This window comes from Enterobacter cloacae complex sp. 2024EL-00214, from assembly GCF_043945575.1.
In the GTDB taxonomy this organism is placed as follows: Bacteria; Pseudomonadota; Gammaproteobacteria; order Enterobacterales; family Enterobacteriaceae; genus Enterobacter; species Enterobacter cloacae_P.
Genome location: NZ_JBIMRC010000005.1, coordinates 174170 through 199499, shown reverse-complemented (window position 1 = coordinate 199499; position 25330 = coordinate 174170). Strand labels below are relative to the sequence as shown.

At 50.2% G+C, this 25330-nt stretch carries 31 protein-coding genes; 13 read left to right on the top strand and 18 right to left on the bottom strand.

Annotated features, from left to right (window positions below):
• Nucleotides 1-28 precede the first annotated feature (28 nt).
• From ACHHZ6_RS08105 to rluE, 8 genes are all read right to left on the bottom strand, one after another.
• A complete protein-coding gene (locus ACHHZ6_RS08105; protein ID WP_182271057.1) occupies nucleotides 29-1150 on the bottom strand; it encodes a cupin domain-containing protein in 1122 nt (373 codons plus the stop codon).
• A 90-nt stretch (nucleotides 1151-1240) separates the two neighbouring features.
• Nucleotides 1241-2704 carry a two-component system sensor histidine kinase PhoQ gene (gene phoQ / locus ACHHZ6_RS08100; protein WP_182271058.1) on the bottom strand — a complete coding sequence of 488 codons (1464 nt, stop codon included), beginning with the start codon at nucleotides 2702-2704 and terminating at the stop codon, nucleotides 1241-1243.
• Complete coding sequence (phoP, locus tag ACHHZ6_RS08095) at nucleotides 2705-3376, bottom strand: two-component system response regulator PhoP (protein WP_182274493.1); 672 nt, start codon at nucleotides 3374-3376, stop codon at nucleotides 2705-2707.
• A gap of 122 nt (nucleotides 3377-3498) precedes the next feature.
• Nucleotides 3499-4869, bottom strand: a complete 1371-nt coding sequence (gene purB / locus ACHHZ6_RS08090) for an adenylosuccinate lyase (RefSeq protein ID WP_182271092.1) — start codon at nucleotides 4867-4869, stop codon at nucleotides 3499-3501.
• Nucleotides 4870-4888: 19 nt separating this feature from the next.
• Nucleotides 4889-5518, bottom strand: a complete 630-nt coding sequence (gene hflD / locus ACHHZ6_RS08085; protein ID WP_014169611.1) for a high frequency lysogenization protein HflD — start codon at nucleotides 5516-5518, stop codon at nucleotides 4889-4891.
• Between the two features lie 27 nt (nucleotides 5519-5545).
• Nucleotides 5546-6658 (bottom strand): tRNA 2-thiouridine(34) synthase MnmA, encoded by a 1113-nt coding sequence (gene mnmA, locus ACHHZ6_RS08080; RefSeq protein WP_182271093.1) that lies wholly within the window; start codon nucleotides 6656-6658, stop codon nucleotides 5546-5548.
• Between the two features lie 40 nt (nucleotides 6659-6698).
• Nucleotides 6699-7172, bottom strand: a complete 474-nt coding sequence (locus ACHHZ6_RS08075) for an NUDIX hydrolase (RefSeq protein ID WP_182271094.1) — start codon at nucleotides 7170-7172, stop codon at nucleotides 6699-6701.
• 9 nt (nucleotides 7173-7181) lie between these two features.
• Complete coding sequence (gene rluE, locus ACHHZ6_RS08070; RefSeq protein ID WP_395122072.1) at nucleotides 7182-7835, bottom strand: 23S rRNA pseudouridine(2457) synthase RluE; 654 nt, start codon at nucleotides 7833-7835, stop codon at nucleotides 7182-7184.
• A gap of 117 nt (nucleotides 7836-7952) precedes the next feature.
• Between rluE and icd the strand changes: the two genes are divergently transcribed.
• Nucleotides 7953-9203 carry an NADP-dependent isocitrate dehydrogenase gene (gene icd / locus ACHHZ6_RS08065; protein ID WP_182918604.1) on the top strand — a complete coding sequence of 417 codons (1251 nt, stop codon included), beginning with the start codon at nucleotides 7953-7955 and terminating at the stop codon, nucleotides 9201-9203.
• A gap of 205 nt (nucleotides 9204-9408) precedes the next feature.
• Here the strand turns inward: icd and ACHHZ6_RS08060 are convergent, their stop codons facing one another.
• Nucleotides 9409-9621: a hypothetical protein gene (locus tag ACHHZ6_RS08060; RefSeq protein WP_182271097.1), complete on the bottom strand. Its 213-nt coding sequence runs from the start codon at nucleotides 9619-9621 to the stop codon at nucleotides 9409-9411.
• 187 nt (nucleotides 9622-9808) lie between these two features.
• On the opposite strand from ACHHZ6_RS08060, the gene ACHHZ6_RS08055 reads away from it, so the two are divergent.
• The 3 genes from ACHHZ6_RS08055 to ACHHZ6_RS08045 all read left to right on the top strand — a co-directional run bounded on the left by ACHHZ6_RS08055 (nucleotide 9809) and on the right by ACHHZ6_RS08045 (nucleotide 11191).
• Nucleotides 9809-10258: a hypothetical protein gene (locus tag ACHHZ6_RS08055; protein WP_182271098.1), complete on the top strand. Its 450-nt coding sequence runs from the start codon at nucleotides 9809-9811 to the stop codon at nucleotides 10256-10258.
• 241 nt (nucleotides 10259-10499) lie between these two features.
• Nucleotides 10500-10850 (top strand): DUF1304 domain-containing protein, encoded by a 351-nt coding sequence (locus ACHHZ6_RS08050; protein ID WP_182271099.1) that lies wholly within the window; start codon nucleotides 10500-10502, stop codon nucleotides 10848-10850.
• Nucleotides 10851-10945: 95 nt separating this feature from the next.
• Nucleotides 10946-11191, top strand: coding sequence for a YmjA family protein (locus ACHHZ6_RS08045; protein ID WP_182271100.1), 246 nt, complete (start codon nucleotides 10946-10948; stop codon nucleotides 11189-11191).
• A gap of 355 nt (nucleotides 11192-11546) precedes the next feature.
• On the opposite strand, the gene ACHHZ6_RS08040 is transcribed toward ACHHZ6_RS08045, so the two are convergent.
• Nucleotides 11547-13043: an EAL domain-containing protein gene (locus ACHHZ6_RS08040; protein WP_182918602.1), complete on the bottom strand. Its 1497-nt coding sequence runs from the start codon at nucleotides 13041-13043 to the stop codon at nucleotides 11547-11549.
• Nucleotides 13044-13310: 267 nt separating this feature from the next.
• Between ACHHZ6_RS08040 and ACHHZ6_RS08035 the strand changes: the two genes are divergently transcribed.
• Entirely contained in the window at nucleotides 13311-14843 is a 1533-nt protein-coding gene (locus ACHHZ6_RS08035; RefSeq protein WP_395122071.1) for an EAL domain-containing protein, read from the top strand.
• A gap of 125 nt (nucleotides 14844-14968) precedes the next feature.
• Entirely contained in the window at nucleotides 14969-15217 is a 249-nt protein-coding gene (locus ACHHZ6_RS08030; RefSeq protein WP_395122070.1) for a GlsB/YeaQ/YmgE family stress response membrane protein, read from the top strand.
• A 54-nt stretch (nucleotides 15218-15271) separates the two neighbouring features.
• On the opposite strand, the gene yoaJ is transcribed toward ACHHZ6_RS08030, so the two are convergent.
• Both yoaJ and ACHHZ6_RS08020 read right to left on the bottom strand, forming a co-directional pair.
• A complete protein-coding gene (yoaJ, locus tag ACHHZ6_RS08025) occupies nucleotides 15272-15346 on the bottom strand; it encodes a protein YoaJ (RefSeq protein ID WP_071830143.1) in 75 nt (24 codons plus the stop codon).
• The gene (locus tag ACHHZ6_RS08020; RefSeq protein WP_049003319.1) at nucleotides 15347-15445 is read right to left on the bottom strand and encodes a YoaK family small membrane protein; all 99 of its coding nucleotides are present in this window, start codon (nucleotides 15443-15445) and stop codon (nucleotides 15347-15349) included.
• Nucleotides 15446-15794: 349 nt separating this feature from the next.
• Here ACHHZ6_RS08020 and ACHHZ6_RS08015 point away from each other — a divergent pair, with 349 nt between their 5' ends.
• Both ACHHZ6_RS08015 and ACHHZ6_RS08010 read left to right on the top strand, forming a co-directional pair.
• Entirely contained in the window at nucleotides 15795-16049 is a 255-nt protein-coding gene (locus ACHHZ6_RS08015; RefSeq protein WP_182271104.1) for a DUF333 domain-containing protein, read from the top strand.
• A gap of 79 nt (nucleotides 16050-16128) precedes the next feature.
• Entirely contained in the window at nucleotides 16129-16434 is a 306-nt protein-coding gene (locus ACHHZ6_RS08010) for a hypothetical protein (protein WP_182271105.1), read from the top strand.
• Here ACHHZ6_RS08010 and ACHHZ6_RS08005 read toward each other — a convergent pair whose 3' ends face one another.
• Nucleotides 16435-16779: a DUF488 domain-containing protein gene (locus ACHHZ6_RS08005; RefSeq protein ID WP_182271106.1), complete on the bottom strand. Its 345-nt coding sequence runs from the start codon at nucleotides 16777-16779 to the stop codon at nucleotides 16435-16437.
• Nucleotides 16780-16931: 152 nt separating this feature from the next.
• Here ACHHZ6_RS08005 and ACHHZ6_RS08000 point away from each other — a divergent pair, with 152 nt between their 5' ends.
• Complete coding sequence (locus ACHHZ6_RS08000) at nucleotides 16932-17639, top strand: CTP synthase (protein ID WP_182271107.1); 708 nt, start codon at nucleotides 16932-16934, stop codon at nucleotides 17637-17639.
• 31 nt (nucleotides 17640-17670) lie between these two features.
• Here the strand turns inward: ACHHZ6_RS08000 and ACHHZ6_RS07995 are convergent, their stop codons facing one another.
• Nucleotides 17671-18858: a CynX/NimT family MFS transporter gene (locus ACHHZ6_RS07995; RefSeq protein WP_395122069.1), complete on the bottom strand. Its 1188-nt coding sequence runs from the start codon at nucleotides 18856-18858 to the stop codon at nucleotides 17671-17673.
• A 99-nt stretch (nucleotides 18859-18957) separates the two neighbouring features.
• Here ACHHZ6_RS07995 and ACHHZ6_RS07990 point away from each other — a divergent pair, with 99 nt between their 5' ends.
• Complete coding sequence (locus ACHHZ6_RS07990; protein WP_269475508.1) at nucleotides 18958-19749, top strand: helix-turn-helix transcriptional regulator; 792 nt, start codon at nucleotides 18958-18960, stop codon at nucleotides 19747-19749.
• On the opposite strand, the gene ACHHZ6_RS07985 is transcribed toward ACHHZ6_RS07990, so the two are convergent.
• Entirely contained in the window at nucleotides 19733-20179 is a 447-nt protein-coding gene (locus ACHHZ6_RS07985; RefSeq protein WP_182271109.1) for a DUF441 domain-containing protein, read from the bottom strand. The genes ACHHZ6_RS07990 and ACHHZ6_RS07985 overlap by 17 nt on opposite strands.
• A gap of 244 nt (nucleotides 20180-20423) precedes the next feature.
• Between ACHHZ6_RS07985 and yoaI the strand changes: the two genes are divergently transcribed.
• Nucleotides 20424-20528, top strand: coding sequence for a small membrane protein YoaI (gene yoaI, locus ACHHZ6_RS07980; protein WP_182271110.1), 105 nt, complete (start codon nucleotides 20424-20426; stop codon nucleotides 20526-20528).
• A 21-nt stretch (nucleotides 20529-20549) separates the two neighbouring features.
• Here the strand turns inward: yoaI and ACHHZ6_RS07975 are convergent, their stop codons facing one another.
• Nucleotides 20550-21050 carry a YbaK/prolyl-tRNA synthetase associated domain-containing protein gene (locus ACHHZ6_RS07975; RefSeq protein WP_182918598.1) on the bottom strand — a complete coding sequence of 167 codons (501 nt, stop codon included), beginning with the start codon at nucleotides 21048-21050 and terminating at the stop codon, nucleotides 20550-20552.
• A 405-nt stretch (nucleotides 21051-21455) separates the two neighbouring features.
• On the opposite strand from ACHHZ6_RS07975, the gene ACHHZ6_RS07970 reads away from it, so the two are divergent.
• Nucleotides 21456-21809: a two pore domain potassium channel family protein gene (locus tag ACHHZ6_RS07970; RefSeq protein WP_182271112.1), complete on the top strand. Its 354-nt coding sequence runs from the start codon at nucleotides 21456-21458 to the stop codon at nucleotides 21807-21809.
• A 297-nt stretch (nucleotides 21810-22106) separates the two neighbouring features.
• Here the strand turns inward: ACHHZ6_RS07970 and ACHHZ6_RS07965 are convergent, their stop codons facing one another.
• Complete coding sequence (locus ACHHZ6_RS07965) at nucleotides 22107-23540, bottom strand: GGDEF domain-containing protein (protein WP_395122068.1); 1434 nt, start codon at nucleotides 23538-23540, stop codon at nucleotides 22107-22109.
• A gap of 142 nt (nucleotides 23541-23682) precedes the next feature.
• Between ACHHZ6_RS07965 and ACHHZ6_RS07960 the strand changes: the two genes are divergently transcribed.
• Nucleotides 23683-23829: a cold shock domain-containing protein gene (locus ACHHZ6_RS07960; RefSeq protein WP_182918595.1), complete on the top strand. Its 147-nt coding sequence runs from the start codon at nucleotides 23683-23685 to the stop codon at nucleotides 23827-23829.
• Between the two features lie 183 nt (nucleotides 23830-24012).
• Here ACHHZ6_RS07960 and ACHHZ6_RS07955 read toward each other — a convergent pair whose 3' ends face one another.
• Nucleotides 24013-25296: a YeaH/YhbH family protein gene (locus tag ACHHZ6_RS07955; protein WP_182271115.1), complete on the bottom strand. Its 1284-nt coding sequence runs from the start codon at nucleotides 25294-25296 to the stop codon at nucleotides 24013-24015.
• Nucleotides 25297-25330 lie beyond the last annotated feature (34 nt).

The window sequence follows — 25330 nt, the reverse complement described above, 5'->3', positions numbered from 1 at the left end:
GTAGCGCCACCGGGCAAGATCAGGTGATTTAGTCCTCGAAGAACCAGTACCCGCTGTTCACCAGTGCGGCTAACATGGCGAGGAATGACGGATCTTCCAGCGCATCACCAAAGATATCGGCAGTCAACGTCAGATGGCTGGCGATGGCATCCAGCGCCGGACGGTGCGGAGAATCAAGCTTCTCGCCGTTGACGAAGACGTCCTCACCAATACGCAGTACGCGTAACCCGCCCAGACGAATCAGTTTATCGCCCTGCTGCAGTGCATCATAAATCTCATCGGCCTGATACGGTGGCTCTGGTGGCGCGACGTCCAGCTCGTGGCGCGACTGGCTGACAAATTCACCAAACCACTGTCTGAAATGCTCAGGTTCGTTGATCAGATCCAGCATCATGCCGCGCAGCTTATCCAGCTCCTCTGGCAGAATGTCTGCCGGGTGCTCGCGGGCAGGCACATCCGGATCGCTGTAACGATGGCTGCCCAGCTCGCGTTGCAGAACGTAGTCGGCAAAGCCACTGATCATCTCTCGCCCGCTTGGTGCGCGGAACCCGACAGAATAGTTCAGGGAATTTTCCAGCGAATAGCCTTCATGCGGGAAGCCTGGTGGAATATAGAGAATATCACCCGGCTCCAGCTCTTCGTCGATAATGCCTTCAAACGGATCAACCTGAAGCAGGTCAGGATGCGGGCAGTGTTGTTTCATCGGCACTTTTTCACCCACGCGCCAGCGGCGGCGTCCGGTACCCTGAATGATAAACACGTCATACTGATCCAGATGCGGGCCAACGCCACCGCCAGGCACGGAGAAGGAGATCATCAGATCGTCCATTCGCCAGTCAGGCAGGGCGCGGAATGGGCGCATCAAGGCAGCGGTTGGTTCGTGCCAGTGGTTGACCGCCTGAACCAGTAAAGACCAGTTGTTTTCACCCAGGTGATCGTAGCTTTCGAAAGGACCGTGGCTGACCTGCCACTTCCCGTCCTGGTGGCTGACCAGGCGGCTGTCCACTTCATTTTCCATTGCCAGACCCGCCAGCTCATCAGGGGAGATAGGGTCGACAAAATTGCTGAATCCGCGTTTCAGAACGACCGGGCGTTTCTGCCAGTAACGTTCAATAAAGTCGGGCCAGTTAAGTGTTAAGTGATAATCCATCTTTTTTATTCCGCAGGCTCTTACTGAGTCGGATTATAACGGAAGCTCAGGAGCCTGGGTGCGAGATCCTCGCATTTTTCACATAATGGGTTAACTATCGTTCGATGTGGGCTGCTGACGACCAAAAATGACCTCCATTCTGGCTCCGCCCAGCAAGCTTTCACCGGCGTCTATGTTACCGTCGTATTGATCGACAATCTCACGGGCGACGGATAACCCAACGCCCTGGCCGGGGCGCAACGTATCCGCGCGCTGACCGCGATCGAACACGACATCACGTTTGTTGTGCGGAATACCGGGGCCATCATCCTCAACGATAATATGTAACTCGTTATCCGTCTGACGCGCGGTGACTTCCACAAACTCCAGACAGTATTTACAGGCGTTGTCGAGCAGATTACCCATCACTTCCATGAAATCATTTTTTTCACCGACAAAGCTGATTTCCGGCGAGATATCGAGACTGATATTCACCCCTTTACGCTGGTAAACCTTATTGAGCGCAGAGGTGAGGCTATCCAGTAAAGGTGCCACCGGATGTAGTTCACGGCTTAACAGGGCACTACCGGAACGCATACTGGCACGGTGCAGATAATAGCCAATTTGCTGTGAGATACGGCTGATTTGCTCCAGCATCACCGGCTCTGCATCGTCGACGCTAAGCTTTGAACTGCGCATTGAACGCAGGGTGCTTTGCATCACTGCAAGGGGCGTTTTCAGGCTGTGAGTAAGGTCGGTAAGGGTAGTGCGGTACTTATCATAGCGCTCGCGCTCGCTTTTCAGCAGACGGTTAAGGTTACGTACCAGACTGGTCAGTTCGCGCGTTGTTTCCGGATTGAGCTTCTCGCGGTGATGTTCCTCCAGCTCGCGAACCTCTTTCGCCAGCGATTCAATCGGACGCAAACTCCACCACGCTGCGACCCACAATAGCGGGATCACCAGCAGCAGGTTAGCGGCCAGAACGTACACGAACCAGTTCCAGACCATGTAAGAACGTTTAAGCTCGACCGGTATGGTATCGACCACCACGATAGTCAACTGTGGCATGCCCATCGTCGCCGGGTATATGTTGATCGCGACGGAGTGCGTCATCTCCATGTCGGCGTTATCAGCGCGGATCTCATTCAGTTTTTGCTGGAGAGAGCGATCCTCACGTATCAGTGTGCTGGTGGTGTTGAGATCGGCTTCAATTTCATGGAATCCGTTGGTTTTGAGCCATTCCGGTTGGATGCTTTTTACCAGCCACGGAACGTTACGCTGTGTCCAGAGTAGCGTTCCCTTTTCATCGTAGATAAGCGCCAGCGTCGGACTTTGCTGGTTCAGGTTTTCCGGCATATCGACGGTGATGTGGTTATTTTCCCACTTCGCCAGGGTATAAAACAGGTTGCTTTCACCACGCAGCAGGCGAAAGGTCGTTTTATCAAAACTGACGCTGTAGCCAACCAGTGCCACCATGCCATAAGAGAGAGACAGCACCAGCACAACGGCGGCCGTCGCCAGTAAAAAGCGAACCCGCAGCGAAAGGGGCAGAATGTGGCGAAAAATCCGTTTCATTTAGCGTAATTCAAACAGGTAACCCTGACCACGCACGGTCGTGATCACATCCTGTGGATACTGTGCCTGGATTTTCTTACGCAGGCGACCCATCAGCACATCAATAGTGTGACTTTCACGCAGCTCGGCATCCGGGTAAAGCTGGAGCATCAGGGAGTCTTTGCTCACCACTTTACCGCTGTTGCGGATCAGCGTTTCCATGATGGTGTATTCGAACGCCGTCAGTTTGATCGCTTCATCGTTAATCGAGAACTCTCGACGGGAGAGGTCAACCTGGAAAGGAGGGATGGAGATAACCTGTGAAGCCAGCCCGCTGTTGCGGCGCAACAGTGCCTGCATGCGTGCGGCCACTTCTTCAATGTGGAATGGTTTGGTGACGTAATCATCCGCACCCGCGCTCAGCACTTCAACTTTGTCCTGCCAGCCTTCACGGGCGGTCAACACCAGCACCGGAAGAGAGACGTCATGGTTGCGCCAGCGACGAATCAACGACAGGCCATCTTCATCAGGTAACCCTAAGTCGACGATGGCGATATCCGGTATGTGTTCATTGAGATAATAGTCGGCTTCTTTTGCATCTTCGGCATCGTCTACCTGATGTCCCATCTCCTGAAGCTGAACCTTCAGGTGATGGCGTAGCAATGCGTTATCCTCAACAACCAGTACGCGCATCATCTTTTCTCCCTATATGAATGGTATGAATAGTTTAACGCTGATTATGTTGTTGTGGGGATAAACATTGAGTAAACCGGGGAAAAGCAACCCCCTTTCCGGGCGGAAAGGGGGGAGGGGAATTACTTCAGCTCGTCGACCATCGTCATTGCGCGGCCAATGTAGTTTGCTGGCGTCATCGCTTTCAGGCGCGTTTTCTCTTCTTCTGGCAGTTCGAGACCGTCGATAAACTGTTTCATGCCTTCGGCGTCAACGCGCTTACCGCGGGTCAGCTCTTTCAGTTTTTCGTACGGTTTTTCGATGCCATAACGACGCATTACGGTCTGGATCGGCTCTGCCAGAACTTCCCAGTTGTGATCCAGTTCGTCCAGCAGACGGTCACGGTTCACTTCCAGTTTGCTCACACCTTTCAGGGTGGATTGGTACGCGATCAGCGCATAACCAATGCCAACGCCCAGGTTACGCAGTACGGTGGAGTCGGTCAGGTCGCGCTGCCAGCGGGAAACCGGCAGTTTGCTCGCCATATGCTGCAGCACGGCGTTCGCCAGACCCAGGTTGCCTTCGGAGTTTTCGAAGTCAATTGGGTTCACTTTATGCGGCATGGTAGAAGAGCCGATTTCACCGGCGATGGTTTTCTGTTTGAAGTGGTTCAGCGCGATGTAACCCCACACGTCACGATCGAAGTCGATCAGAATGGTGTTGAAGCGTGCAACGCAGTCAAACAGCTCTGCGATATAGTCGTGCGGCTCAATCTGGGTGGTGTACGGGTTCCACTGAATGCCCAGAGAGGTCACGAACTCTTCGCTGAACTGGTGCCAGTCCACTTCCGGGTACGCGGCGATGTGGGCGTTATAGTTACCGACCGCGCCGTTGATTTTACCCAGAATTTCAACCTGCTCCAGCTGACGATACTGACGTTCCATACGGTACGCCACGTTCGCCATCTCTTTACCCATCGTGGATGGGGTCGCTGGCTGGCCGTGAGTACGGGAAAGCAGAGGGATGTCGCGGTATTCCACGGACAATGCTTTCACCGCATCAATGATTTTACGCCAGTATGGCAGCACCACGTCTTTGCGCGCGGTAGAGAGCATCAGCGCATGAGACAGGTTGTTGATATCTTCTGAAGTACAGGCGAAGTGAATGAATTCAGATACCGCGTGCAGCGCAGGAACGCTCGCGACTTTCTCTTTCAGGAAGTATTCAACCGCTTTCACGTCGTGGTTGGTGGTGCGCTCGATAGTCTTAATGCGTGCCGCATCTTCTTCATTAAAGTCAGCAACGATTTTATCAAGGTAATCGTTTGCCTGGGCGTCAAAAGCAGGAACTTCCTTGATTGCTGCCTGGGCGGCCAGCTTTTGCAGCCAGCGTACTTCTACCTGTACACGGAACTTCAGCAGGCCATATTCGCTGAAGATCTCGCGCAGCGCGCTGACTTTATCGCCGTAGCGTCCATCGACAGGGGATACGGCGGTCAGTGAGGATAATTCCATAATTCGCAACTCCGGGAGGTTAACAATGAGCAAGAATTTGTTTTGCCTGAGTCGTCAGGCGATTACGAGAAAACATTAACTGCAGGCGGCCACCGCCAACCTGATGCCACAGGACTGCGGCGCGAATGCCTGCCAGCAGCGAGGCGCGAACCTTCGCCTGGACCTGTGGACTTTGCAGCACGGCAGGGGAACCGGTAACCTGAATACGCGGCCCCAACGGGCTAATTACATCTACATAAATACCGGCCATTGCGCTCAGCAGCGTTTCGGACTGCAGATCAAAATGGTCGAGCTGACGCTGCAGACCGGCAATGCGGTCACCGAGCGTATCCAGCGCGCCTTTCGCTGCGCTCAGCTTACGCTCCAGCACCATCAGGCTTAACGTGTAGCGGGTCAGCTCCGCGTTTAACCCCTGACGGCTACTGGCGTTGAGCACGCCAAGCAACGTTTCAAGACCGAGGCGAAGATTGGTTTCACTCCCACCGAAGACACCCAGAGTCGAGCCAGGGTTGAGGTCGATAACGCTGTTGAGTGAAACGTGCAGCGCGTCAGCGTCGCAATGACCCTGATGCGCCAGCTGTTGCACCAGACGGGCAGACTGGCAAATTCCCGCCAGCGCCAGGGTGATGTCATAATAGTTCTTCGCCACACGCTCTCCTTTATGTGTGCAATCGTGTTAAACAGCAGGCAGCGGCAGGCGCTGTTCAATGATCCCACCACCCAGGCAGACTTCGCCACTGTAGAAGACAGCGGACTGACCCGGGGTGACGGCGGCAACCGGCTCGTCGAAATGCACTTCAATGCGATCGTCATCCAGTGCGGTGACGGTGCAGGGGATATCCGTCTGACGGTAGCGTGTTTTTACCGTGCAGCGCAGGGTGCCTTTTACCGGTTCGCGATCGACCCAGTGCAGCTGTTGCGCAATTAGCCCAACGGACATCAGACGCGGGTGGTCATGACCCTGCGCGACAATCAGAATATTGTTTTCGACATCTTTGTCGACAACGTACCACGGATCTTCGCTACCTTCTTTGGTACCACCAATGCCCAGACCTTTGCGCTGGCCGAGGGTGTGGTACATCAGCCCCTGATGCTGACCAATTTCGTCGCCATCCACGGTGACAATTTTACCTGGCTGTGCAGGCAGGTAGCGACCAAGGAATTCGCGGAATTTGCGCTCGCCGATAAAGCAGATACCGGTGGAGTCTTTTTTCTTCGCGGTGATCAGATCCAACGCTTCGGCGATTTTACGCACCTCTGGCTTTTCCAGCTCGCCAACCGGGAACAGGCTCTGGGCAATTTGTTCGTGGCTCAGCGTATAGAGGAAGTAGCTCTGATCTTTGTTGCCGTCCAGACCGCGCAGTAGCTGGCTTTTGCCATTCACATCCGCACGACGCACGTAGTGACCGGTCGCAATGTAATCTGCGCCCAGATCTTCAGCGGCGAATTCCAGGAAGGCTTTAAATTTGATCTCTTTGTTGCACAGAATATCCGGGTTCGGAGTACGGCCTGCTTTGTACTCTTCGAGGAAAAGCTCGAAGACGTTGTCCCAGTATTCTGCGGCAAAGTTAACGGTGTGCAGTTCAATACCGAGCTTATCGCACACGGCCTGCGCATCGGCGAGATCCGCTGCGGCAGTACAGTATTCCTCGCCATCGTCTTCCTCCCAGTTCTTCATGAACAGGCCCTCAACCTTATAACCCTGTTGTTGCAACAGGTAGGCGGAAACGGAGGAATCGACACCGCCGGACATGCCGACGATTACTTTTTTCTGGCTGTTATCTGACATGGAATACTCACGACATTGAACTTCAAGGCGGCGTATTCTATCACGCCCCCCCACCATTGACACCCTCTGTAAACGGCCAGTTAAATTCTCCGATGACATCAAGCGGTAAGCGACCGGCAGACTGCCAGCAGCGGATGCTTTCGGCAACCAGCGGCGAGCGCAGGTTTGGCGCATTCAGGATCTCTTCGGCAGTGACCCACAGGCAGCGATCGATATCGTTATCCTGCGGCTCAGTGGCGCACGTTTCGCTAAGCTCGACGGCAAATAAAAAGCGCAGGAAGGGGGTATGGTCAGGTGCAATCCACTGGTGCAGGCGAATGAAGTGTTGAGGCCGGGCGTGGATACCCGTCTCTTCCCACAGCTCGCGCGTGGCGGCCTGCAGCAGCGTTTCGTTCTCTTCGAGATGTCCGGCTGGTTGGTTCCACAGCGCCTTACCGTTGATGCTCTCTTCCACAACCAGGAATTTACCCTGCGCGTGAACCACGCAGGCGACGGTGACATGAGGTTTAAACATAGTGACTCCTTAAAGGGCAACGTCTCGCCATTCGCCGTTAGCCAGGGTATCCAGCGTGTAGCTGCCCGTGGCATAGCGGATAAGCCGCAGAGTGGGGAAGCCCACGTGTGCGGTCATCCGGCGAACCTGACGGTTGCGGCCTTCGTAAAGGGTAATTTTGAGCCAGCTTGTCGGAATCGATTTGCGCTCGCGAATAGGGGGATTGCGCGGCCATAGCCATTCAGGCTCGCTAACGCGTTCGATACCTGCAGGTAAGGTTGGACCATCGTTTAAGGTTACGCCATGACGTAATTTCGCCAGTGTCTCCTCATCAGGTTCGCCTTCAACCTGTACGAAGTAGATTTTCCCGGTGCGTTTGCCTGGCTGGGTGAGATTCGCCTGTAACGCGCCATCGTTCGTTAACACCAGTAGCCCTTCGCTGTCCCGATCCAGACGGCCGGCTGCGTATACTCCCTGAACAGGAATGTAATCCTTCAGCGTGCTGCGCCCGGCTTCATCGGTAAACTGCGGCAAAACATCGTAGGGTTTATTGAACAAAATAACCCGCTTTGGCTGGTTTTCCGGCGATCTTTTGGTAGCTTGTCGCGAGCTGAATCGCTCAACCCGGTGATTTCTAAAAGAAGTTTTCTTCATGGTATTTTCAGGCTCTATCAATTGCCGCATTATAGCCTAATAACGAAGACCTTTCATGGCGTCGGACAATCAGGTACTATCGAAAGGCTCATTACAATTTATTAACATAAGATCAGTAACAACCAGAAGCGCTCGAAGGAGAGGTTAATGGAAAGCAAAGTAGTTGTTCCGGCGGAAGGTAAAAAGATCACCCTGCAAAACGGCAAGATTAACGTTCCTCACAACCCGATTATCCCGTTCATTGAAGGTGACGGTATCGGTGTAGACGTTACCCCGGCAATGCTGAAAGTGGTTGATGCCGCTGTTGAGAAAGCCTACAAAGGCGAGCGTAAAATTTCCTGGATGGAAATTTACACCGGTGAAAAATCTACTCAAGTTTATGGCCAGGACGTTTGGCTGCCAGCTGAAACGCTGGACCTGATTCGCGACTACCGTGTTGCTATTAAAGGCCCTCTGACCACGCCAGTTGGCGGCGGTATTCGTTCTCTGAACGTAGCGCTGCGTCAGGAGCTGGATCTGTACGTGTGTCTGCGTCCGGTTCGTTACTACCAGGGCACCCCAAGCCCGGTTAAGCACCCTGAACTGACCGACATGGTTATCTTCCGCGAAAACGCAGAAGACATCTACGCGGGTATCGAATGGAAAGCAGACTCTGCTGATGCAGAAAAAGTGATTAAATTCCTGCGTGAAGAGATGGGCGTGAAGAAAATTCGCTTCCCTGAGCATTGCGGTATCGGCATCAAGCCGTGCTCCGAAGAAGGCACCAAACGTCTGGTACGTGCAGCAATCGAATACGCTATCACCAACGACCGTGACTCTGTGACCCTGGTTCACAAAGGCAACATCATGAAGTTCACCGAAGGCGCGTTCAAAGACTGGGGTTACCAGCTGGCGGCGGAAGAGTTCGGTGGTGAGCTGATCGACGGTGGCCCGTGGCAGAAGATCAAGAACCCTAACACCGGTAAAGAGATCATCATTAAAGATGTGATCGCCGATGCGTTCCTGCAGCAGATCCTGCTGCGTCCTGCTGAATACGACGTGATCGCCTGTATGAACCTGAACGGTGACTACATCTCCGATGCTCTGGCTGCACAGGTTGGTGGTATCGGTATTGCCCCGGGCGCGAACATCGGTGACGAGTGTGCACTGTTCGAAGCGACCCACGGTACTGCACCAAAATATGCAGGCCAGGACAAAGTGAACCCGGGTTCTATCATCCTGTCCGCAGAGATGATGCTGCGTCATATGGAATGGTTCGAAGCCGCAGACCTGATTGTTAAAGGCATGGAAGGCGCGATTGCTGCCAAGACCGTGACCTATGACTTCGAACGTCTGATGGAAGGCGCTAAGCTACTGAAATGTTCAGAGTTTGGCGACGCGATTATCGCGAACATGTAATCCAGATTCTGGGTTAAATGAGAACGGGAGCCGTAAGGCCCCCGTTTTTTTTATGCTATAAAAGATCACGCCCCAAAATTCAATCAACCCGTTCCGGGTTTATGTCATTCGTTATCCAATATAGGGCAGAGTTAATGGATAAGAATAAATACATTAAAATATCTGCTGCCAAATGAATCGGTGAAAGAAGCCAACACTCTACCCATTAAATAATGAGCTTCCGTAGCTGAGCTTGTTCGTTTTCATCAAGCTGCGCATAGGCCTCAACTTGTTTAATCAGCGACTCTTTGTTGTTCGACATCACCGACGAGATATAGTCCCCTGTGTTCGCATCAAACAAACTGGCAAGATAAACAGAGGATGATCTCGAAAATTGATAAAAAATCGAGATGTTATTGCTAATCTTTATTTTTTCCATGAAATAAATTCCTTAAATTAATGCAAAATATGACTTTTTTATTCTTTTTATATTCGTGATGTGAGGGTATTAGAGAGGAGCGTAGGTTACTTCAGAACTGCCAATAGTAGTAGGAATAATCTTAAGTGGTTGCTGTTTTTAGCACGATCTGAATAATGAGTACAACAACAAATAAAGACAACATCCTATGAATATTCAATCTATTACACTCGCTGCGCTGGTGGTTTTCTCTACGTCTTCACATTCAGCATTCCAGGAGCGGGAATACAATACCTGGTATGCAAAAAACGCCGTTCTCTATGATATGACGCAAACTTCTGAAGGGATGCCTGTCATGTTAAGTTTCTCTCAGTCGGGTCGTCGTTCAGCAAATATGCTGGTTTCCTATATATCTGAAGGGAGTTGCGGAGAGGGTGAGCAAACGTTGAATGTAAATGGCAAAGATGTGCCTGCGACGTATCGATGTATTACGATAGGACAAAACAGGATTGAACATTTTGCCGTGAATGATGCTGACAGCGTCAATGATATGGTGCACCACCTGAATTCCGATTTCACTCTGCTACTGCAAAACGATATTAAGGTCTGGGCCTCAAATATCAAAACCCCGAAGTATGGTTTGGCTCCGCGGTTTTGAATCATTTTGAGTGCCCAGGCGTGGATACTCTCTTCACCACAAGCTTGAACAGCTTGAAGAGAAAGAAAAGGCATTGGCTGAGCTCCGGCGCGGCTGATAAATGCCCTTAACAAGGTTGGTCAACCGTGTGTCGATGTATTTTGAACGGTTTTAACCCATTGCCTCGTGAAATGTTTTTGCGTCTTGTTTCGTCTGAATACCTATACTCCATTTCATTCTTCCTCATTCATTAAGGACTGCCGTGTTAGCCACTACCCTTGTTACCGTTGTTGCTTTAATACATATCTACATTCTTGTTCTGGAAATGTTCCTGTGGAACACAAAAACGGGCCGCAAGGCATTTAATCTCAGTGCTGATTTTGCACGTGAAACCCGGGTGCTGGCTGCTAATCAAGGTCTGTACAACGGTTTTCTGGCTGCGGGTTTACTTTGGGGACTCTGGCTTGGGGAAAATGGTATTCAGGTAACCGTCTTCTTCCTGGCTTGTGTGCTTATCGCCGGAGTGTTTGGCGCAATGACGGCCAGTCGGAAGATACTGTATGTTCAGGCTATTCCGGCCCTGGCGGCATTGATAGCGCTGCTGAGCCGTTGATGGTTCACCACGAGCGGCCTCAAAATTTTGGTTCAGGGTGATCATCCAGATATACTGGGCGCGTTACCCACTAAAGCGCAGACAAGAGACCACTGATGAACAACGAAATCCCGCTTAAATTTTATGACATCGTTGATGAGTATTCGACGGAAGCCGCAGAGCCGGTGAGTGAACCAGAGCGCGATCCTCTGGCGTACTATTTCCAGCTGCTGATCACCCGTTTAATGAATAACGAGGAAATCAGTGAAAACGCGCAGCAAGAGATGGCTGATGAAGCAGGGATCCCTGTGCGTCGCATTGATGATATTGCGAACTTCCTGAACCAGTGGGGTAACGAGTAACCCGGAATACGCCGCGTTATCTGCCTCAAAACCCTTTGTTCTGATGTTTTGCCATACAGCTCAACATCACGTTATCAGACCACATGCATTTTTTCCGCAGTGCATGTGATGAGGGGTTATCCATGAACAGGGCGAAAACAAAGACCAGGAAAAAGAGTATCAGGGGCAGCACTAAAGAAATTTTCACGTTTTTGACCATATAAGAGACTGTTTCAGAGCAATCTACACTCTGATTGTGACGACTGTATTTTCCTGGAAGAAAAATGGAAACGGTCTGCATTAAAAAAATGCAGCCATTCATACATACGTTACCATCGGACAATATAGCGTCAATGGCAGCCCGGTGACCGTGAGGTCAACGGGCAGAACCTTCGAGCTGCTGCGCCAGCTCACTGCAGGTCAGCGATTTTGAAAAATACCAGCCCTGAATCAGGGCATTGGGGTATCTGTTGGCGATAAAATTGTATTGTATTTCATTCTCCACACCTTCAAAAACAAGTGTTTTATTCAGTTTGACAAGAGCATCACTAAAAATGACGAAGATGTCCTGTTTATAGTGTTCACTGATACCATCGACCAGTGATTTATCGATTTTGATTTCATCGTATTCCAGGTTCGAAAGCCTGGCCAGATTAGAGTTCTGGACACCAAAATCATCTATTGATATTTTGACACCAATAGATTTTAGCTCCAGGCAGAACTCTTCAAGAATATCCGCGCTGGCCACTGCTTTCTCAGATAGCTCGACTTTAATCAATGACAAGGGAATGTTATTAAGCGAGCATTCACGGCGCAAAACGTGGATAAACTGTTTATCTTCGATCTCCGTTCTGCCAACGTTTAATGAAATCATCATCTGGTTTTCAACGGCAAGCGATGCGACTTCTGACAAGGATTTTTCAATAATATTGATATAGTATTTTTTATACAGGCCCAGCTTTGTAATTAACGGGATGAAGAGTTCAGGAGAGACTTCTGCGTGGTTATAATCACGCCATCTCGACAGAACTTCAACACCTACAATTTTTTTATCGTGGATGCGTACAACAGGCTGATAGTTGACGCTGAAGGTCTTTGCCGTCACCGCATTGACCAGCGCCCGCTCCAGCGAGAAACGGTCTTCATGGAGGCGAATGAAGAACAGCGTAAGCGATATCCAGATGAAATACAGAATTGCTGAGAGAAGAACAAATACCACGATTGATAACGAAGCCAGCCCCGCATCATGATGTTTTACAATGACACACAAATCCCATTTGGTACTGCATAGGGTCATGTCTAACGTAAACAATCTAGAATGCAGCCAGTTCTGTTTTTTTTCAGGGGCGATGGAGAAAAATGTCTTGTCGAAATCTTTTGTGGCGGCGGTGAGTGAATAGTTTGCCGTAATCGGGGAAAATTTATCGTAAACATACCGGGAGGTGAAAATAATCACGTTGTTATAGATTGCCGCATTGCCTGTGAAAAAGCCCTTCAGATGAAACTGTGCTAAAACAAAACCATTTGGTGTTTTATGTAGCGCAGCGGGAAGTGCGACAGGCGTTTCCAGTTTCCCCCAAAAGGCGGTGCAGACTATTTTCCCATTTTTAATAAAGCCAACATCACCAAAATAGAGGCTACTGAGTTTTATTTTTCTGTAGCTATCAATACTGGTTTCATCGCATCCCTGTGTGGTAATACTTTTGAGTGTGCCCGCCACACTTTGAGATACCTCTTCGGAATAACGCAAAAGCGTGTGGGAGATTTCAAACTGTTTGTTCTTCTGCTGCCCAACGATAACAGCATTAACCACATAAAGAGACAGGATGACCAGAAGCGTTGAAACGATAGCAACGGCAATGATCTTCTTCATTTTCCTGTTGTTCCTCTGATCCCTGTTTTCATCGATCCTAACACAGACAGATGAAGGTACAAGCCTGATAATAACGGTAGGTAAGTTCCTCCAGTCTGACAAGCGCGCCGCGCATTTCACATTACGGTTCACGGTTAGTACCGGAGTACCAGGTTTTTAAGATAAATCTCAGCTAAGATTTATTTATCGAGGTAAATGACGCTGAGTTAGTCTGAATTTCTAATTCAACATGACTTAAATGCTTGTTTTTTCTTTTAAGGAAAAATCGTGCGCAACGTTATGGTTCCCTTCTTAAGTGCCTTACTGCTTTTTCTGGCCGGAATGCTGATCATCAACTGGCAGCTGTGGAATATGGCGACGTTGAACAATGCCGGGACCGCCAGTACCAGCACCCTGAAAATAGATGATATTCTCGCTGAAGCCGTGAGCGCGGCAAAAAAAGCGAAGGATGTTGCGGCAGAAGGGTGCTCCAGCACCGGACAGCAAGAATTGGGAACGGAAGCTGCGCTAAAACCCCATCTGCGCGCCATCATGATCCAGCAACAGGATAAAATCATCTGCACTTCTCTCCCGGGGAATGGGGTATTGATTGTTCATCCTGAAGCATTACCCACTGAAAAACTGATGCTGCTAGCTGGCAACCAGCTCGTGAATGGGGTGCCAGTGCTCATTTTCCAGGTGCCGATCCCTGAAGGGCGGGTTATCGTCAGTGTCAGCGACGCACATTTGCGTGATGTTATCGCGGGGGCTTCGGATAGTGCAGGCCTGGCGCTGGTCGTCGGTAAACGTATGCTTACTCGCCAGGGTGACGTAAGTGCATATCCACCGGCGACGGGGTCGGCCACGCTGACGCAATCAGCGCATTTCCCTTTCAGCATGGCATGGCAGACTCCTGCTTTCTTTAGTATGCCGCGCCTGATGCAGCAGGGGTGGAGCCTGGTGTTATTGATCTTCGTGCTGTCCGTCGCCGGGGGGATTCTTATTCGCCGGTACAGGGGAAAAAGCACCACATTTGAAGACGATCTGCGTAAGGCCATTCTGAGAGGGGAAATTATTCCTTATTACCAGCCAATCGTGAATGGCGATACCGGAGGACTGTATGGTGTTGAAGTACTGGCAAGATGGAAACACCCTAAATCTGGCTTTATTCCGCCAGATGTTTTTATCCCGATTGCGGAGCGTAGCGGTTTAATTATTCCTCTGACCAAAGGGCTGATGGCAAAAGTGGTTAGTCAGTTAAAGCCACTTTTACCTAAATTACCGGATGGATTTCATATTGGGATAAACATCAGCGCCAGGCATATTAATGCGCCGTCCTTTATTAGCGACTGCTCTGCTTTTGAAAAAGGGTTCAATGGCAAAAAAGTCAAACTGGTTCTCGAAGTGACCGAGCGAGAACCGTTGCTTGAACATCCCCACCTGGTGGAAAACCTTAATGCATTACATCAAGCCGGCTTCGTGATTGCTCTGGATGATTTTGGTACTGGCTACTCCGGGCTATCCTGCCTTCACGCGCTAGCCATTGATTACATCAAAATTGATAAGAGCTTTGTGAACCGGGTATCAGAGCAGAAAGACTCAACGATACTGCTGGACTGTGTTATTGAGCTGGCTAAAAAGCTCTCTTTACACATTGTTGCCGAGGGGGTTGAAACGAAGGAACAACGGGATTACCTCAACCGTAATGCGATCACTCTGCTGCAGGGGTATTATTTTGGGAAACCAGTCTCCTACATCGAGTTTATTAAGGTGATATTGTCTAAGCCCCGGGAGGAGGTCAGGATGGATCATCAGAGATGAATGTCAGGCCCGTAGGCAGGGTAGTCTAATCTGTGATGCCTATCGCAAATTTCCTTTCGCTCATCCTGTGCTATCCTTGTCCGTGTCGTTGATTTAATGACAAAAACCATACAGAGAGGAAAGCTATGGGAATTATATCCTGGATTATCTTTGGGCTGATTGCGGGGATCCTTGCGAAGTGGATCATGCCAGGCAAAGATGGCGGTGGGTTTATCATCACCGTAGTACTGGGGATTGTTGGCGCGGTAGTCGGCGGCTGGATCAGTACGCAACTCGGTTTTGGCAAGGTCGATGGGTTCAACTTCGGCAGCTTTGCCGTTGCGGTGATTGGTGCGCTGGTTGTTCTGTTTATCTACAGAAAAATCAAAAGCTAAGTTTGCCATATGTTGAAAAAGGCTGCCTGATGGCGGCCTTTTTACTTCGCAGGGTTACCACCAGCCAAACTGTGTGCCAGCAACCGCCACGATAGCCACAAGCAACATAATGAGGGTTGTTTTTCTCATCTATGCCCCAGGTGCCGCGTAACCACCGACAAAAAACCATGTCAAAAAAACAACCGCCGTTATAAAAATAACGACCGGGAAGAGGATTCCTATTCTCATGCCATCACCTGTTTTGGGTTTACACCATACCGTAGAGTGTACGAGGTTAATTCCTGGTGAGAAAGCGGGTTTTGCTTTTTTCTGATATATCGCGAGACCAGCGGCGCGTAATGTGCTGTTGATGAATATAAAAATTTGATTATATTCAGGAAGAAAACGCGGGGAGAAAAAAAAGCCCCGTTGTTGAGACCGGGGCAAAGACATCTTGATTACGGAATGATGTTCTCTGGTCATAACGAGAACAAGCGCACTATAGTGTTGAAAAGTGCAGTTAAGATGAAGAAATAATGGAGAATTCATCGTTGACTCGTTACCTTTACGTTTCAGGAATTCTAAAAGGATCAACAAGATGAGATATCTGTTACTGGCACTGGCATTACCACTAACCGCATGTACCACGGCGAAAACGCCCCCCGATGCCCCGAAACCCCCGCAGATTATAGGCATGGCGAACCCGGCTTCAGTCTACTGTCTGGAGAAGGGGGGAGTGCAGATCCCCGTTCAAAGTCCGCAGGGCGTTCGTACTGAGTGCAAATTACCGGGGGGAGAAGTGATTGATGAATGGGATCTCTACCGTCGCGATCACCCTCAGCCCGCCAGGTGACAGGGGTACTGTGATTGGGATACACTTCTCTTTAGGATTTTTCTTAGCCAGTAACTGGCGCACTTACCGCGAGAGAAGTATGTTTCAGCTTAAACCGGGTAGCCTGGCCATGATTGTGGGTGCCCGCACGGCATCTGGCCGTCGCAATATTGGTAAATCTGTGGAGTTGTTTGGTCTGTGCCAGCCTGGCCTGCGTTTTGTTAACCCTGTTAATGGCGTAATGACGCAACTTCCCGCCACGGCAGACCGCGCATTGTGGCTGGTGACGGGAGATGTCTACGCGTTTGATAATCAACAGGGCTTTGCATTTGTTCGCGCAGAGCATCTGATGCCGCTCACCCCGGATGACGCACCGCAAACGCTTGACGAGCTGATGATCAGTTGATTACAGCTGGCGCAGCCAGTCGGCTAACACCAGGGCGTGATTTTGTTCGGTATCTTTCGCGCCGTAAAGTAGCGTTACGGTCTGTTTGTTTGCCCGCTGCGCCAGGCGCAACCCCTCATCCTGATGTTGTGCCAGTTCGTCCTGATAGGCTTTGCTGAAGGCGGTAAAATCAATCATGTCGCTGTGAAAGGCTTTACGCAGCTCGCTGGACGGCGTCAGGGTTTTACACCATTCGTCGAACATGAGATCGGTTTTTTTCACCCCACGTGGCCACAGCCTGTCGACCAGAACCCGGTAACCGTCCTCAGGGCTGGCCTGTTCATATACGCGTTTGCATTGAATCATGTTTTCTCCTCAACTCAGGCGATACGTTCAGCACGCTAACTATATCACTTTGTCTTTACCCTCCCAATTTAAGGTATTGTGATAATTGCAAAAGATCGGTAGTCTGAGGTTCCTTATGTTATCTGATAATACTCTGGCATAAGGACCCCCTCATGGAACACCTTCCGGTTAAAACCACGCTGCGTATTGCGCTGGTTGGCGATTACAACCCCAATGTCATTGCGCACCAGGCCATCCCACTCGCCATTGACGATGCTGCTGCTGTACTTGAACTCACCGCTGATTACGACTGGCTCGCCACGACGGAACTGACCAGCCCCGAAGATCTGGTCGGTTACGACGCAATCTGGCTGGTTCCGGCAAGCCCGTACAAGAACCCCGAGGCGGCATTCATTGCTGCACGTTATGCGCGTGAAAACAGCATTCCTTTCCTTGGCACGTGCGGCGGGTTTCAGCATGCGTTGATTGAGTACGCCCGTAATGTGCTGGGATGGAGCGATGCGGCACATGCTGAAACGGACACCGAAGGCACGATGGTTATCGCACCGCTGACCTGCTCGCTGGTGGAAAAAACCGATTCGATTGAACTGCGCAGCAATACGCTTATTGCGAAAGCCTATGGCAAGCCGGAAATTGAAGAGGGATATCACTGCAACTATGGCGTGTCACCGGAATTTGCGCAGGAGCTTGAAAAGGGCGATATGCGTGTAACAGGCTGGGACGAGCAGGGAGAAGTCCGCGCGGCAGAACTGGTTACGCATCCGTTCTTTGTGATCACACTATTCCAGCACGAGCGTGCTGCGCTGGATGGTCGTCCTGTGGTGCTGGCGCAGGCGATGCTGCGCGCGGCGCGCGGATAAAAAAGGCAGACCGCCGGGTCTGCCATTGTGTTTAGCGGGGCGTGATCTCCCGATTACGCCCGGCAAGCACGCCGCAAGCGGCCATCGCCACGGAGGCCAGCGCACAGGCTATAAGCGGTATCCGCCAGTCTCCGGCCGTATCGTGAATTTTCCCCATCAGCGGCGGCCCGCAGGCGGCCAGCAGATAACCAATTGACTGCGCCATACCGGACAGTGCCGCAGCCTGATGAGCTGAGCTGGCGCGCAGACCGATAAACGTCAGGCCGAGGATCATGGTTGCCCCGGACCCAAAACCAAACACCAGCGTCCACACCACGGCCATGTCAGGCACAAACCAAAATCCCGCGGCACTGACTGCACACATCAGGGCCATAGCGCCGGCGATCCCCCGCTGATCTTTCAGCCGGTGGAGGAGCAGCGGAACGGCGAGGCCCGGCACGGCAGTAGCCAGCTGCAACAGGCCGTGCATGGAGCCTGCCTGTGTTTCGCTGTAGCCGTGGCTGAGCAAAATAGCCGGTAGCCAGCCGATGATGACATAGTAAATCAGCGAGTTAAGGCCCAGAAAGAGCGTCACCTGCCAGGCAAGCGCAGAGCGCCAGATGGCGCGATTGTGTAGCGCACCCGCGCCAGTCAGCGTGGCGATAGGGGTCTGACGCCACTGTGGTAGCCAGAGCAGTAATGCTGCCAGCGGAAAGGCCATCAGCATCAGCAATGCACCGTGCCAGCCAGCAGAGCCCAGCGCCAGCGGAACAATCAGCGCCGAGCCTAACGCGGCAGACGCGCCCATCGTCAGGGAGTATGCCCCTGTAAGTCTGGCGACCTGTCCCGGGAAGTCTCGTTTGATTAACCCGGGTAGCAGAACATTTCCCAGCGCAATGCCGCAGCCGATCGTCGCCGTACCCGTGAACAGAAGGGTTGCAGAAGGCAGGGAACGAATACCAATCCCGACGCAAATCAGCAGCAGGGCGATAAACAGGCTACGCTCCATGCCAATACGTCGGGCCACACCCGCAGCGAGCGGGGAGATAAGTGCGAAAGCCAGCAGAGGCAGAGTCGTGAGCAGACCGGTTTGCGCGGTACTTAAGCCATAATCCTGACGGATGGTGTCGAGCAGCGGGGCCGCTCCGGTAAAAGTTACGCGCAGCGTAGTGGCAATCATCAGGATGCCTGCAATCAGCAACGCGCCTTGCTTCCCTGAAGTTCGAATAGCAGTAGTCATTGTGTTCTCTTACGTTCAAGCGAGCGCACACGATACCGATTTTTACAGCGGTTGAAATCAGGCTAAAATGACAGTTTATCGCTAATATCGGACAACCTGATGATCGGTCTGGGACTGGATGGCTACGACCCCGATAGCCAGCACGATGCGGCAGTAGCGTTTCGCATCCGCGTAGTGGCGCAAGAACAGCACATACCCCGGCATCAGCACCGCAAAGGTCAGCTGATTCTGGCGCTGGGTGGTGCAATCACCTGCGAAGTGGAAAATGCCATGCTGATGGTGCCGCCACAGTATGCGGTGTGGATCCCGGGGCAGATGCCACACAGCAATAAAGCCACGCCGGGTGCGCAGCTTTGCTTTTTGTTTATTGAACCCGGTGCTGTCGGTTTGCCCGAACGTTGCTGTACGCTGAAAATATCGCCGCTGGTGCGAGAGCTCATTTTGTCTCTGGCAGATAAATCGCGTGAGCAATTGCCACTTGCCGCCACATCACGCCTGGTCGATGTCCTTTTTGATGAATTGCCGCTGCAGCGCCAGGAGCATTTACAGTTGCCTGTCTCTCCTCATCCCAAAATTCGGCTGATGAGCGAGAAGATGGCAGAAGAGCCTGCTGCGTGGCAGACGCTGGGACAGTGGGCGAGTCATTTTGCCATGAGCGAACGCAATCTGGCGCGGCTGGTGGTGAAAGAGACGGGGCTAAGCTTTCGTCGCTGGCGACACCAGCTGCAGCTGATTGTGGCCCTGCAGCTATTGATTGGCGGGAAGTCAGTACAACAGGTGGCACAGTCACTGGGGTATGACTCTACCACCGCGTTTATCACCATGTTTAAGAAAGGGTTAGGGCAGACGCCAGCGCGCTATATCACCAGCCTGACTACGACTTCCCAATAAACAGCGAGACCAGCCCGGCGGCAATCAGCGGGCCAACCGGCACGCCGCGAAAAAGCGCCACGCCGAGCACGGTTCCCACCAGCAGGCCAGCCACCAGCGAGGGCTGGCTGCTCATCAGCGTGACGCCGCGTCCGCCCAGCCACGATACAAAAATACCCACTGCGATAGCGATCAGTGATTTCCAGTTCACGAACGAGTGCAGCAGCGTCGAGGCCGGGAGGGTTCCGCTGGCAATAGGGGCCATTACCCCAATGGTCAAAATAATAATCCCGATGGTGAGGCCTTGTTTTTCTATCCACGGGAAGAGGTTGTTTAACGGGGTCACGCGCACAATGATGAGCACCAGAATAGAGATGGCGACGGTGGTGTTATGGCTGATAAAGCCGAGTGCGGCCAGTGCCAGAAGGATGAGCAGAGTCGGGTCAAGCATGAGGAGTCCTTGCCAAAAAAAGTAAGCCTACCTACTTTACGCGCAAGCAAACAGATTTTTATAAAAAAAACGCTATTTTTTGGGGGGTTACCTGAGCACCCGACTCATCTGTTCATGCATGAGTCGGTGACATTTTTAGTGGCCCGTCAACGCCAGCAATATTCATCTGGCTGACCTGAAGCTGTCATTTCACTGTCATTATGCGGGGGTAAAAAAGGCTAAACGGGGCAAAAGGGGTTACATCATGAACGATCAAATGTTTGTTGAAACGCTGATTATCTCCTCATCGTTTTTCGCTATTGCCGTTATTCTCGTGGCATCGATTCTTTTTCTGGAAAAAAACGGCTGACAGTCGCGCCAGCCATCAGCGCTACCCTTTACGGAACATCACCAGTTCAGGACGAGCAATACGCAGATAATCCTGGGTGTCCATAATGACGGATTTTTCCAGCAGACCGGCGTTAAACGCAATTTCGTCAAAGCGCTCAAACAGCAGCGGGTCGGCAACCAGCGTGAGATCGGGGTGGAAGCTAAACGGTGGAATAGCACCAAAGACGCAGGCGGTCAGGGTATCAACTTCAGCCGGGCTTGCGAGAGAGGCTTTGAGCCCACCGAAATGGCTGGCAAGCTGGTTTAAATCGGCCTGTTGATCGGCGGCGAGGATCGCCAGAACGTGTTTTTTTACGCCATTTCCCTTCACTTTGCACACCAGTGCTTTTGCACCTTGCCCCAGATCGGTACCGCGAATTTCACTCACCGCCTCGCATTTCCCTACGGCCTCGTGCTCCACAACGCGGTATTTTGCCCCCTGGTCAGATAACAGCGAAATTAATTGCCGGTGGGTGGTCGTGCCTTTTATTTCTTCAGACATGCGTGAATGACCTGTAGCAAATGACATCAGATGTCTACAGTAGCACATCTCTATTTCACTCGCGCGCAGTAACTGATCGCAAAGTGAGTTAACTCCGGTATCGCGCCTACATTCGATTCTTTTTTATTTGCCATAAAACAATCCCTTTTTACTGTGTGTATACAGTCGATAGGATCGGAGATATGGTCAATGGATAAGTAATCAAATTGAGTTTGGAAGATGTAAGGGCTACAGTGAAAGAAAATTTGGGGGCAAAATCGTGCTGGGGGCATGATTTGGGGCGATAAAATGACCATTATTGTTCGAGAATGTCCGCACTGTAATTTCTTAAGTTACTGATTGTTAAGTGGCTTATTGTTTTTTTGTGGTTGTATTTTTTCTATGCAGTCTAAGGAGATTTATAAAATGTATGAGTCGAAAGATATGCCATTAATCCCATTTTGTGCATTTTTAAAACGCATGCTGTCACATTTTGGCATTGCAAGTCTCTTGATTATCATTACGTTGATAATAGGAACTGTTGGACATATGATTTTTGATAATAGCATAAAATGGCATGATGCAGCATTGAATAGTGCATTTATAGCCAATGGAATTGGTCCTTACATTGTACCGCAGGGTATATCAGGAAAAATATTTTTTGCTATATATGGTATGTTTACCAGTCTGGTTTTTATGACTACATTGGGTGTTGTTTTGGCCCCAATTGCTCACCGTATATTACATCGATTTCACATTGAAAATGACAGTGTGCAATAGCATGACTGTTTCCACTGCAGCCTTCCTTTTAATATGGTTGAAAATATCTTTATTTTTCTTTTTCAACCATTGAACATAAGCCATCCCAGGTGTTGGTGAAACATTCAGGGATACGGGAAGGGCAACCGGGAGTGACAGTGTCAACATATGCTCAAACATCTGATCAAGTCTTCCACTTTGTTCAGCCCAGGTTACAAGTTTGCTTGTGCTTATCTGAGAATGTCGTATAAGTGTTTGAGTGCATCCGTTTTTCTTGTACATTATAAACAGGCTGGAAAAAAGCGTAGCACTCAGGTATTACACTTGCCGGGATATGGGGGAAAATGCTGTGCCAGAAACCTCCGTTGTTGTAATATTCATTGACGGTTCATAAGTTACGCTTTCCTGCAACCTCTGACGCTTCGCTATGTACATAGCAATATCCGCGCGATGAAGTAAATGTTCAGGTAATATACCATCACGAGGTGAGCAGCTATATCCCAAAGAGACTCCAATATAAAGGATCTGACCTGAAATAATGATTGGACGTTCACTAAGTTGGGAGAAAAAAAGTTGACATTTTTGACGCATTAACGCTTCGCTGCCGGATACTACAAATGCAAATTCATCTCCTCCTATGCGTGATATTCGTTCCTTTCCTCCCATACACCCGGCCAGTCTGTTCGCTACAATCTGGAGGACTACGTCACCCGCTTCATGTCCCAGACTATCATTAATCGCTTTAAATCGATTAATGTCCAGTATTCCTATACTTAACTCTTGCCCCTTCTGCAACAAGGCGTTGCACATGTTAAAAAAACCACGGCGGTTTAAACAATCAGTAAGGGGGTCAGTATTCAGTGCCTTATCTTGTTTCTCTATTTTCCTTTTTAGACTCTCGTATAATAAATCACCATGCAAGAACAATAGCCATAGAATCTGGGTCGATATAATAACTAACAGCATCGAACCGTAATCCGTTAGTGATTTATCTTTAAGTGCGAATTCCTGTGTGATTAACGGGCCCCACAGACCAAAAACAATAACCTGACACCATGCTGAACGCCAGAGAAGGGTCAAAAACATACCTCCCCACAGGAACCAGTTGAAGGTATTGGTACTGATATCGGGTAAAATAAATACACTTAAAACCATTAGTGTTGAAAGAATGGCTTGTCCCTGATACAAACGCAAATGAAAATTAAAGCGGTTCATCCACGAAAAAAAGACAGGAACACCATACAAGATAAATGCCAATAGTCCTCCCAGGAATAGCTGTTGTAACTCTTTTCCTGATAGCTGGCCAATGACTCCGGCGGGAATTGCACTCAAAAATGTAACCGAGATACCGGCTGAAATTAACTTAATATAGGTCAACAGATATTGCGTATGGGTCTTTACGCTAGTTAATGAGTCTTGATTGAGATTCTTAAGAATAAGGAGCGTGCCAAAACTTATAGTGACAAATAAAATGTCATTAACAAGGTAACCATCAATTCCTGATAAGGTGCGAGTAAATATCCATGAAAAGAAGAGGTTTCCTCCTGGGAGGGCGATGATGCAGACTGAAAATGCGCTTACTAGCCTGGACTTAAGAGAGTGTTTAGATTCTGCTAAGAGCAGTAGCCAGCTGATCAAAAACACGTTTGGTGCCCATGCCAGGCTGTAAATATCCTTGTGTATCAATACCGTATAGTAAGTGACATTGTAAGTTGTCAATACCATGAAAAGTAATAAAGTGGCTATGCGCATAGAGGTCCCATACTCAATCAGAACAGAAGGATAGGGTTGTCCGCCGAATTTTTTATTGAAAATGAATAACCTTTTTTGCGTTACAACACCCCCTGAGGGTCAGTGTTAATGTGAGCCGATGCCGGGAACCCGATAACAAAAAATGGCAATTGGCCAAAAAGATGTTTTTCTACATATCTCCGGATTAAATAACAGCGAAGACCAATCGTTAAGACCCGGTGTTCGTGTTGAAATTTATCGCGTAAATGGGCTCAGCGGTTCGATGGCGGCAAACATATTTCTTTCTTAAAAATACGACGGGTATGAAATTAGCTTGAAAAAAGTGCAAGTCCTGAAAGGTGTTGCAATTGCAACCTACAAAAAACATTCCCAAAAATTAAAACGGATTTAATGAAAAACAGGGCAAAAATGAAGAAATAAATGAATGATAAATCAGCCAGTAAAAGTATCTTAACTGGCTGATTTATATTGATTAACTTGTTGTTGTCGAACCCTGTTTATGGAACAGTTCACGGAACACCGGATAGATATCATCCTGGTCGCGAATGTGCTGCATCGCAAAGTTATCGAACATGGATTGCAGATGTTCATATTCGCGCCACAGCGTCTGATGCGCACGCCGCGTAATCTCGATGTAGCTGTAGTAACGTACTACTGGCAGAATTTTCTTCGCCAGAATTTCGTGACACAACGGCGAGTCGTCCGCCCAGTTATCGCCATCGGATGCCTGCGCAGCGTAGATATTCCATTGCGCCGGGTCGTAGCGATCTTTGACCACTTCATCCATCAGCTTCAGGGCGCTCGACACGATGGTGCCACCGGTCTCTTGCGAGTAGAAGAACTCATGCTCATCGACCTCTTTTGCCTGAGTATGGTGGCGAATGTAGACCACTTCCACGTTCTTATAGGTTCTGCTCAGGAACAGGTAGAGCAGAATATAAAAACGCTTCGCCATGTCCTTGGTGGCCTGATCCATCGAACCCGAAACGTCCATCAGGCAGAACATCACCGCCTGGCTGGATGGCTCAGGACGTTTTTCGTAGTTCTTATAGCGCAGGTCGAAGGTGTCGATAAAAGGTACCCGATCGATCTTCGCCCGTAGCTCGGCAATCTCTTTACGCAGGCGCTCCTCTTCCAGCAGTTGTGCCGGCTCGGTGTTTTCCACGACTTTCAGACTGCTTTCCAGCTCGCGCAGTTCACGCCGTTTACCTGCCGTCATTGCTGTGCGTCGAGCCAGTGAGTTTTGTAGCGAACGCACAACGCTGATATTGGCAGGTACACCGTTCGCGGTATAACCCGCACGATGGGTTTTGTACTCGTTAAGCTGACGGTGCTGGTTCTTTTTCAGATTTGGCAGCGCCAGATCTTCAAAGAGCAGGTCGAGATATTCATCTTTTGAGATCTGGAAGACAAACTCATCCTGACCTTCACCGTCCTGGCTGGCCTGTCCCTGACCGCTTCCTGAACCACCGCCACCGCCTTGTGGACGCTCGATTCTGTCGTTCTGAACGAAGTGGTCATTACCTGGGTGTACGCGATGGCGCAGGCCGCCACGCCCCTGATGAAACATCGGTTCGCTGATGTCATCTGTGGGGATGGAGACAGATTCGCCGCTGTCGACGTCGGTCACCGAGCGTTTGTTGATGGCTTCGGAGATCGACTGTTTAATTTGCGCTTTATAACGACGCAAGAAGCGCTGGCGATTCACCGTGCTCTTGTTTTTGCCGTTAAGACGCCGGTCAATAAACCAGGTCATATACCCCCCGTACTGCATTTGCCAACGAGCAGTG

Coding starts and splice junctions, on each gene's coding strand:
- ACHHZ6_RS08020 (WP_049003319.1), bottom strand. CDS start 15,445: ATGAGAATAGGAATCCTCTTCCCGGTCGTTATTTTTATAACGGCGGTT.
- ACHHZ6_RS07965 (WP_395122068.1), bottom strand. CDS start 23,540: ATGCGCATAGCCACTTTATTACTTTTCATGGTATTGACAACTTACAAT.
- ACHHZ6_RS08015 (WP_182271104.1), top strand. CDS start 15,795: ATGAGATATCTGTTACTGGCACTGGCATTACCACTAACCGCATGTACC.
- ACHHZ6_RS07960 (WP_182918595.1), top strand. CDS start 23,683: ATGGCAATTGGCCAAAAAGATGTTTTTCTACATATCTCCGGATTAAAT.
- ACHHZ6_RS08005 (WP_182271106.1), bottom strand. CDS start 16,779: ATGATTCAATGCAAACGCGTATATGAACAGGCCAGCCCTGAGGACGGT.
- purB (WP_182271092.1), bottom strand. CDS start 4,869: ATGGAATTATCCTCACTGACCGCCGTATCCCCTGTCGATGGACGCTAC.
- ACHHZ6_RS08075 (WP_182271094.1), bottom strand. CDS start 7,172: ATGTTTAAACCTCATGTCACCGTCGCCTGCGTGGTTCACGCGCAGGGT.
- phoP (WP_182274493.1), bottom strand. CDS start 3,376: ATGCGCGTACTGGTTGTTGAGGATAACGCATTGCTACGCCATCACCTG.
- rluE (WP_395122072.1), bottom strand. CDS start 7,835: ATGCGGCAATTGATAGAGCCTGAAAATACCATGAAGAAAACTTCTTTT.
- mnmA (WP_182271093.1), bottom strand. CDS start 6,658: ATGTCAGATAACAGCCAGAAAAAAGTAATCGTCGGCATGTCCGGCGGT.
- icd (WP_182918604.1), top strand. CDS start 7,953: ATGGAAAGCAAAGTAGTTGTTCCGGCGGAAGGTAAAAAGATCACCCTG.
- ACHHZ6_RS07990 (WP_269475508.1), top strand. CDS start 18,958: ATGATCGGTCTGGGACTGGATGGCTACGACCCCGATAGCCAGCACGAT.
- phoQ (WP_182271058.1), bottom strand. CDS start 2,704: ATGAAACGGATTTTTCGCCACATTCTGCCCCTTTCGCTGCGGGTTCGC.
- ACHHZ6_RS08000 (WP_182271107.1), top strand. CDS start 16,932: ATGGAACACCTTCCGGTTAAAACCACGCTGCGTATTGCGCTGGTTGGC.
- ACHHZ6_RS08060 (WP_182271097.1), bottom strand. CDS start 9,621: ATGGAAAAAATAAAGATTAGCAATAACATCTCGATTTTTTATCAATTT.
- ACHHZ6_RS07995 (WP_395122069.1), bottom strand. CDS start 18,858: ATGACTACTGCTATTCGAACTTCAGGGAAGCAAGGCGCGTTGCTGATT.
- ACHHZ6_RS07970 (WP_182271112.1), top strand. CDS start 21,456: ATGTATGAGTCGAAAGATATGCCATTAATCCCATTTTGTGCATTTTTA.
- ACHHZ6_RS08030 (WP_395122070.1), top strand. CDS start 14,969: ATGGGAATTATATCCTGGATTATCTTTGGGCTGATTGCGGGGATCCTT.
- ACHHZ6_RS08010 (WP_182271105.1), top strand. CDS start 16,129: ATGTTTCAGCTTAAACCGGGTAGCCTGGCCATGATTGTGGGTGCCCGC.
- ACHHZ6_RS08105 (WP_182271057.1), bottom strand. CDS start 1,150: ATGGATTATCACTTAACACTTAACTGGCCCGACTTTATTGAACGTTAC.
- yoaI (WP_182271110.1), top strand. CDS start 20,424: ATGAACGATCAAATGTTTGTTGAAACGCTGATTATCTCCTCATCGTTT.
- ACHHZ6_RS08045 (WP_182271100.1), top strand. CDS start 10,946: ATGAACAACGAAATCCCGCTTAAATTTTATGACATCGTTGATGAGTAT.
- ACHHZ6_RS07975 (WP_182918598.1), bottom strand. CDS start 21,050: ATGTCTGAAGAAATAAAAGGCACGACCACCCACCGGCAATTAATTTCG.
- ACHHZ6_RS07985 (WP_182271109.1), bottom strand. CDS start 20,179: ATGCTTGACCCGACTCTGCTCATCCTTCTGGCACTGGCCGCACTCGGC.
- ACHHZ6_RS07955 (WP_182271115.1), bottom strand. CDS start 25,296: ATGACCTGGTTTATTGACCGGCGTCTTAACGGCAAAAACAAGAGCACG.
- ACHHZ6_RS08055 (WP_182271098.1), top strand. CDS start 9,809: ATGAATATTCAATCTATTACACTCGCTGCGCTGGTGGTTTTCTCTACG.
- ACHHZ6_RS08040 (WP_182918602.1), bottom strand. CDS start 13,043: ATGAAGAAGATCATTGCCGTTGCTATCGTTTCAACGCTTCTGGTCATC.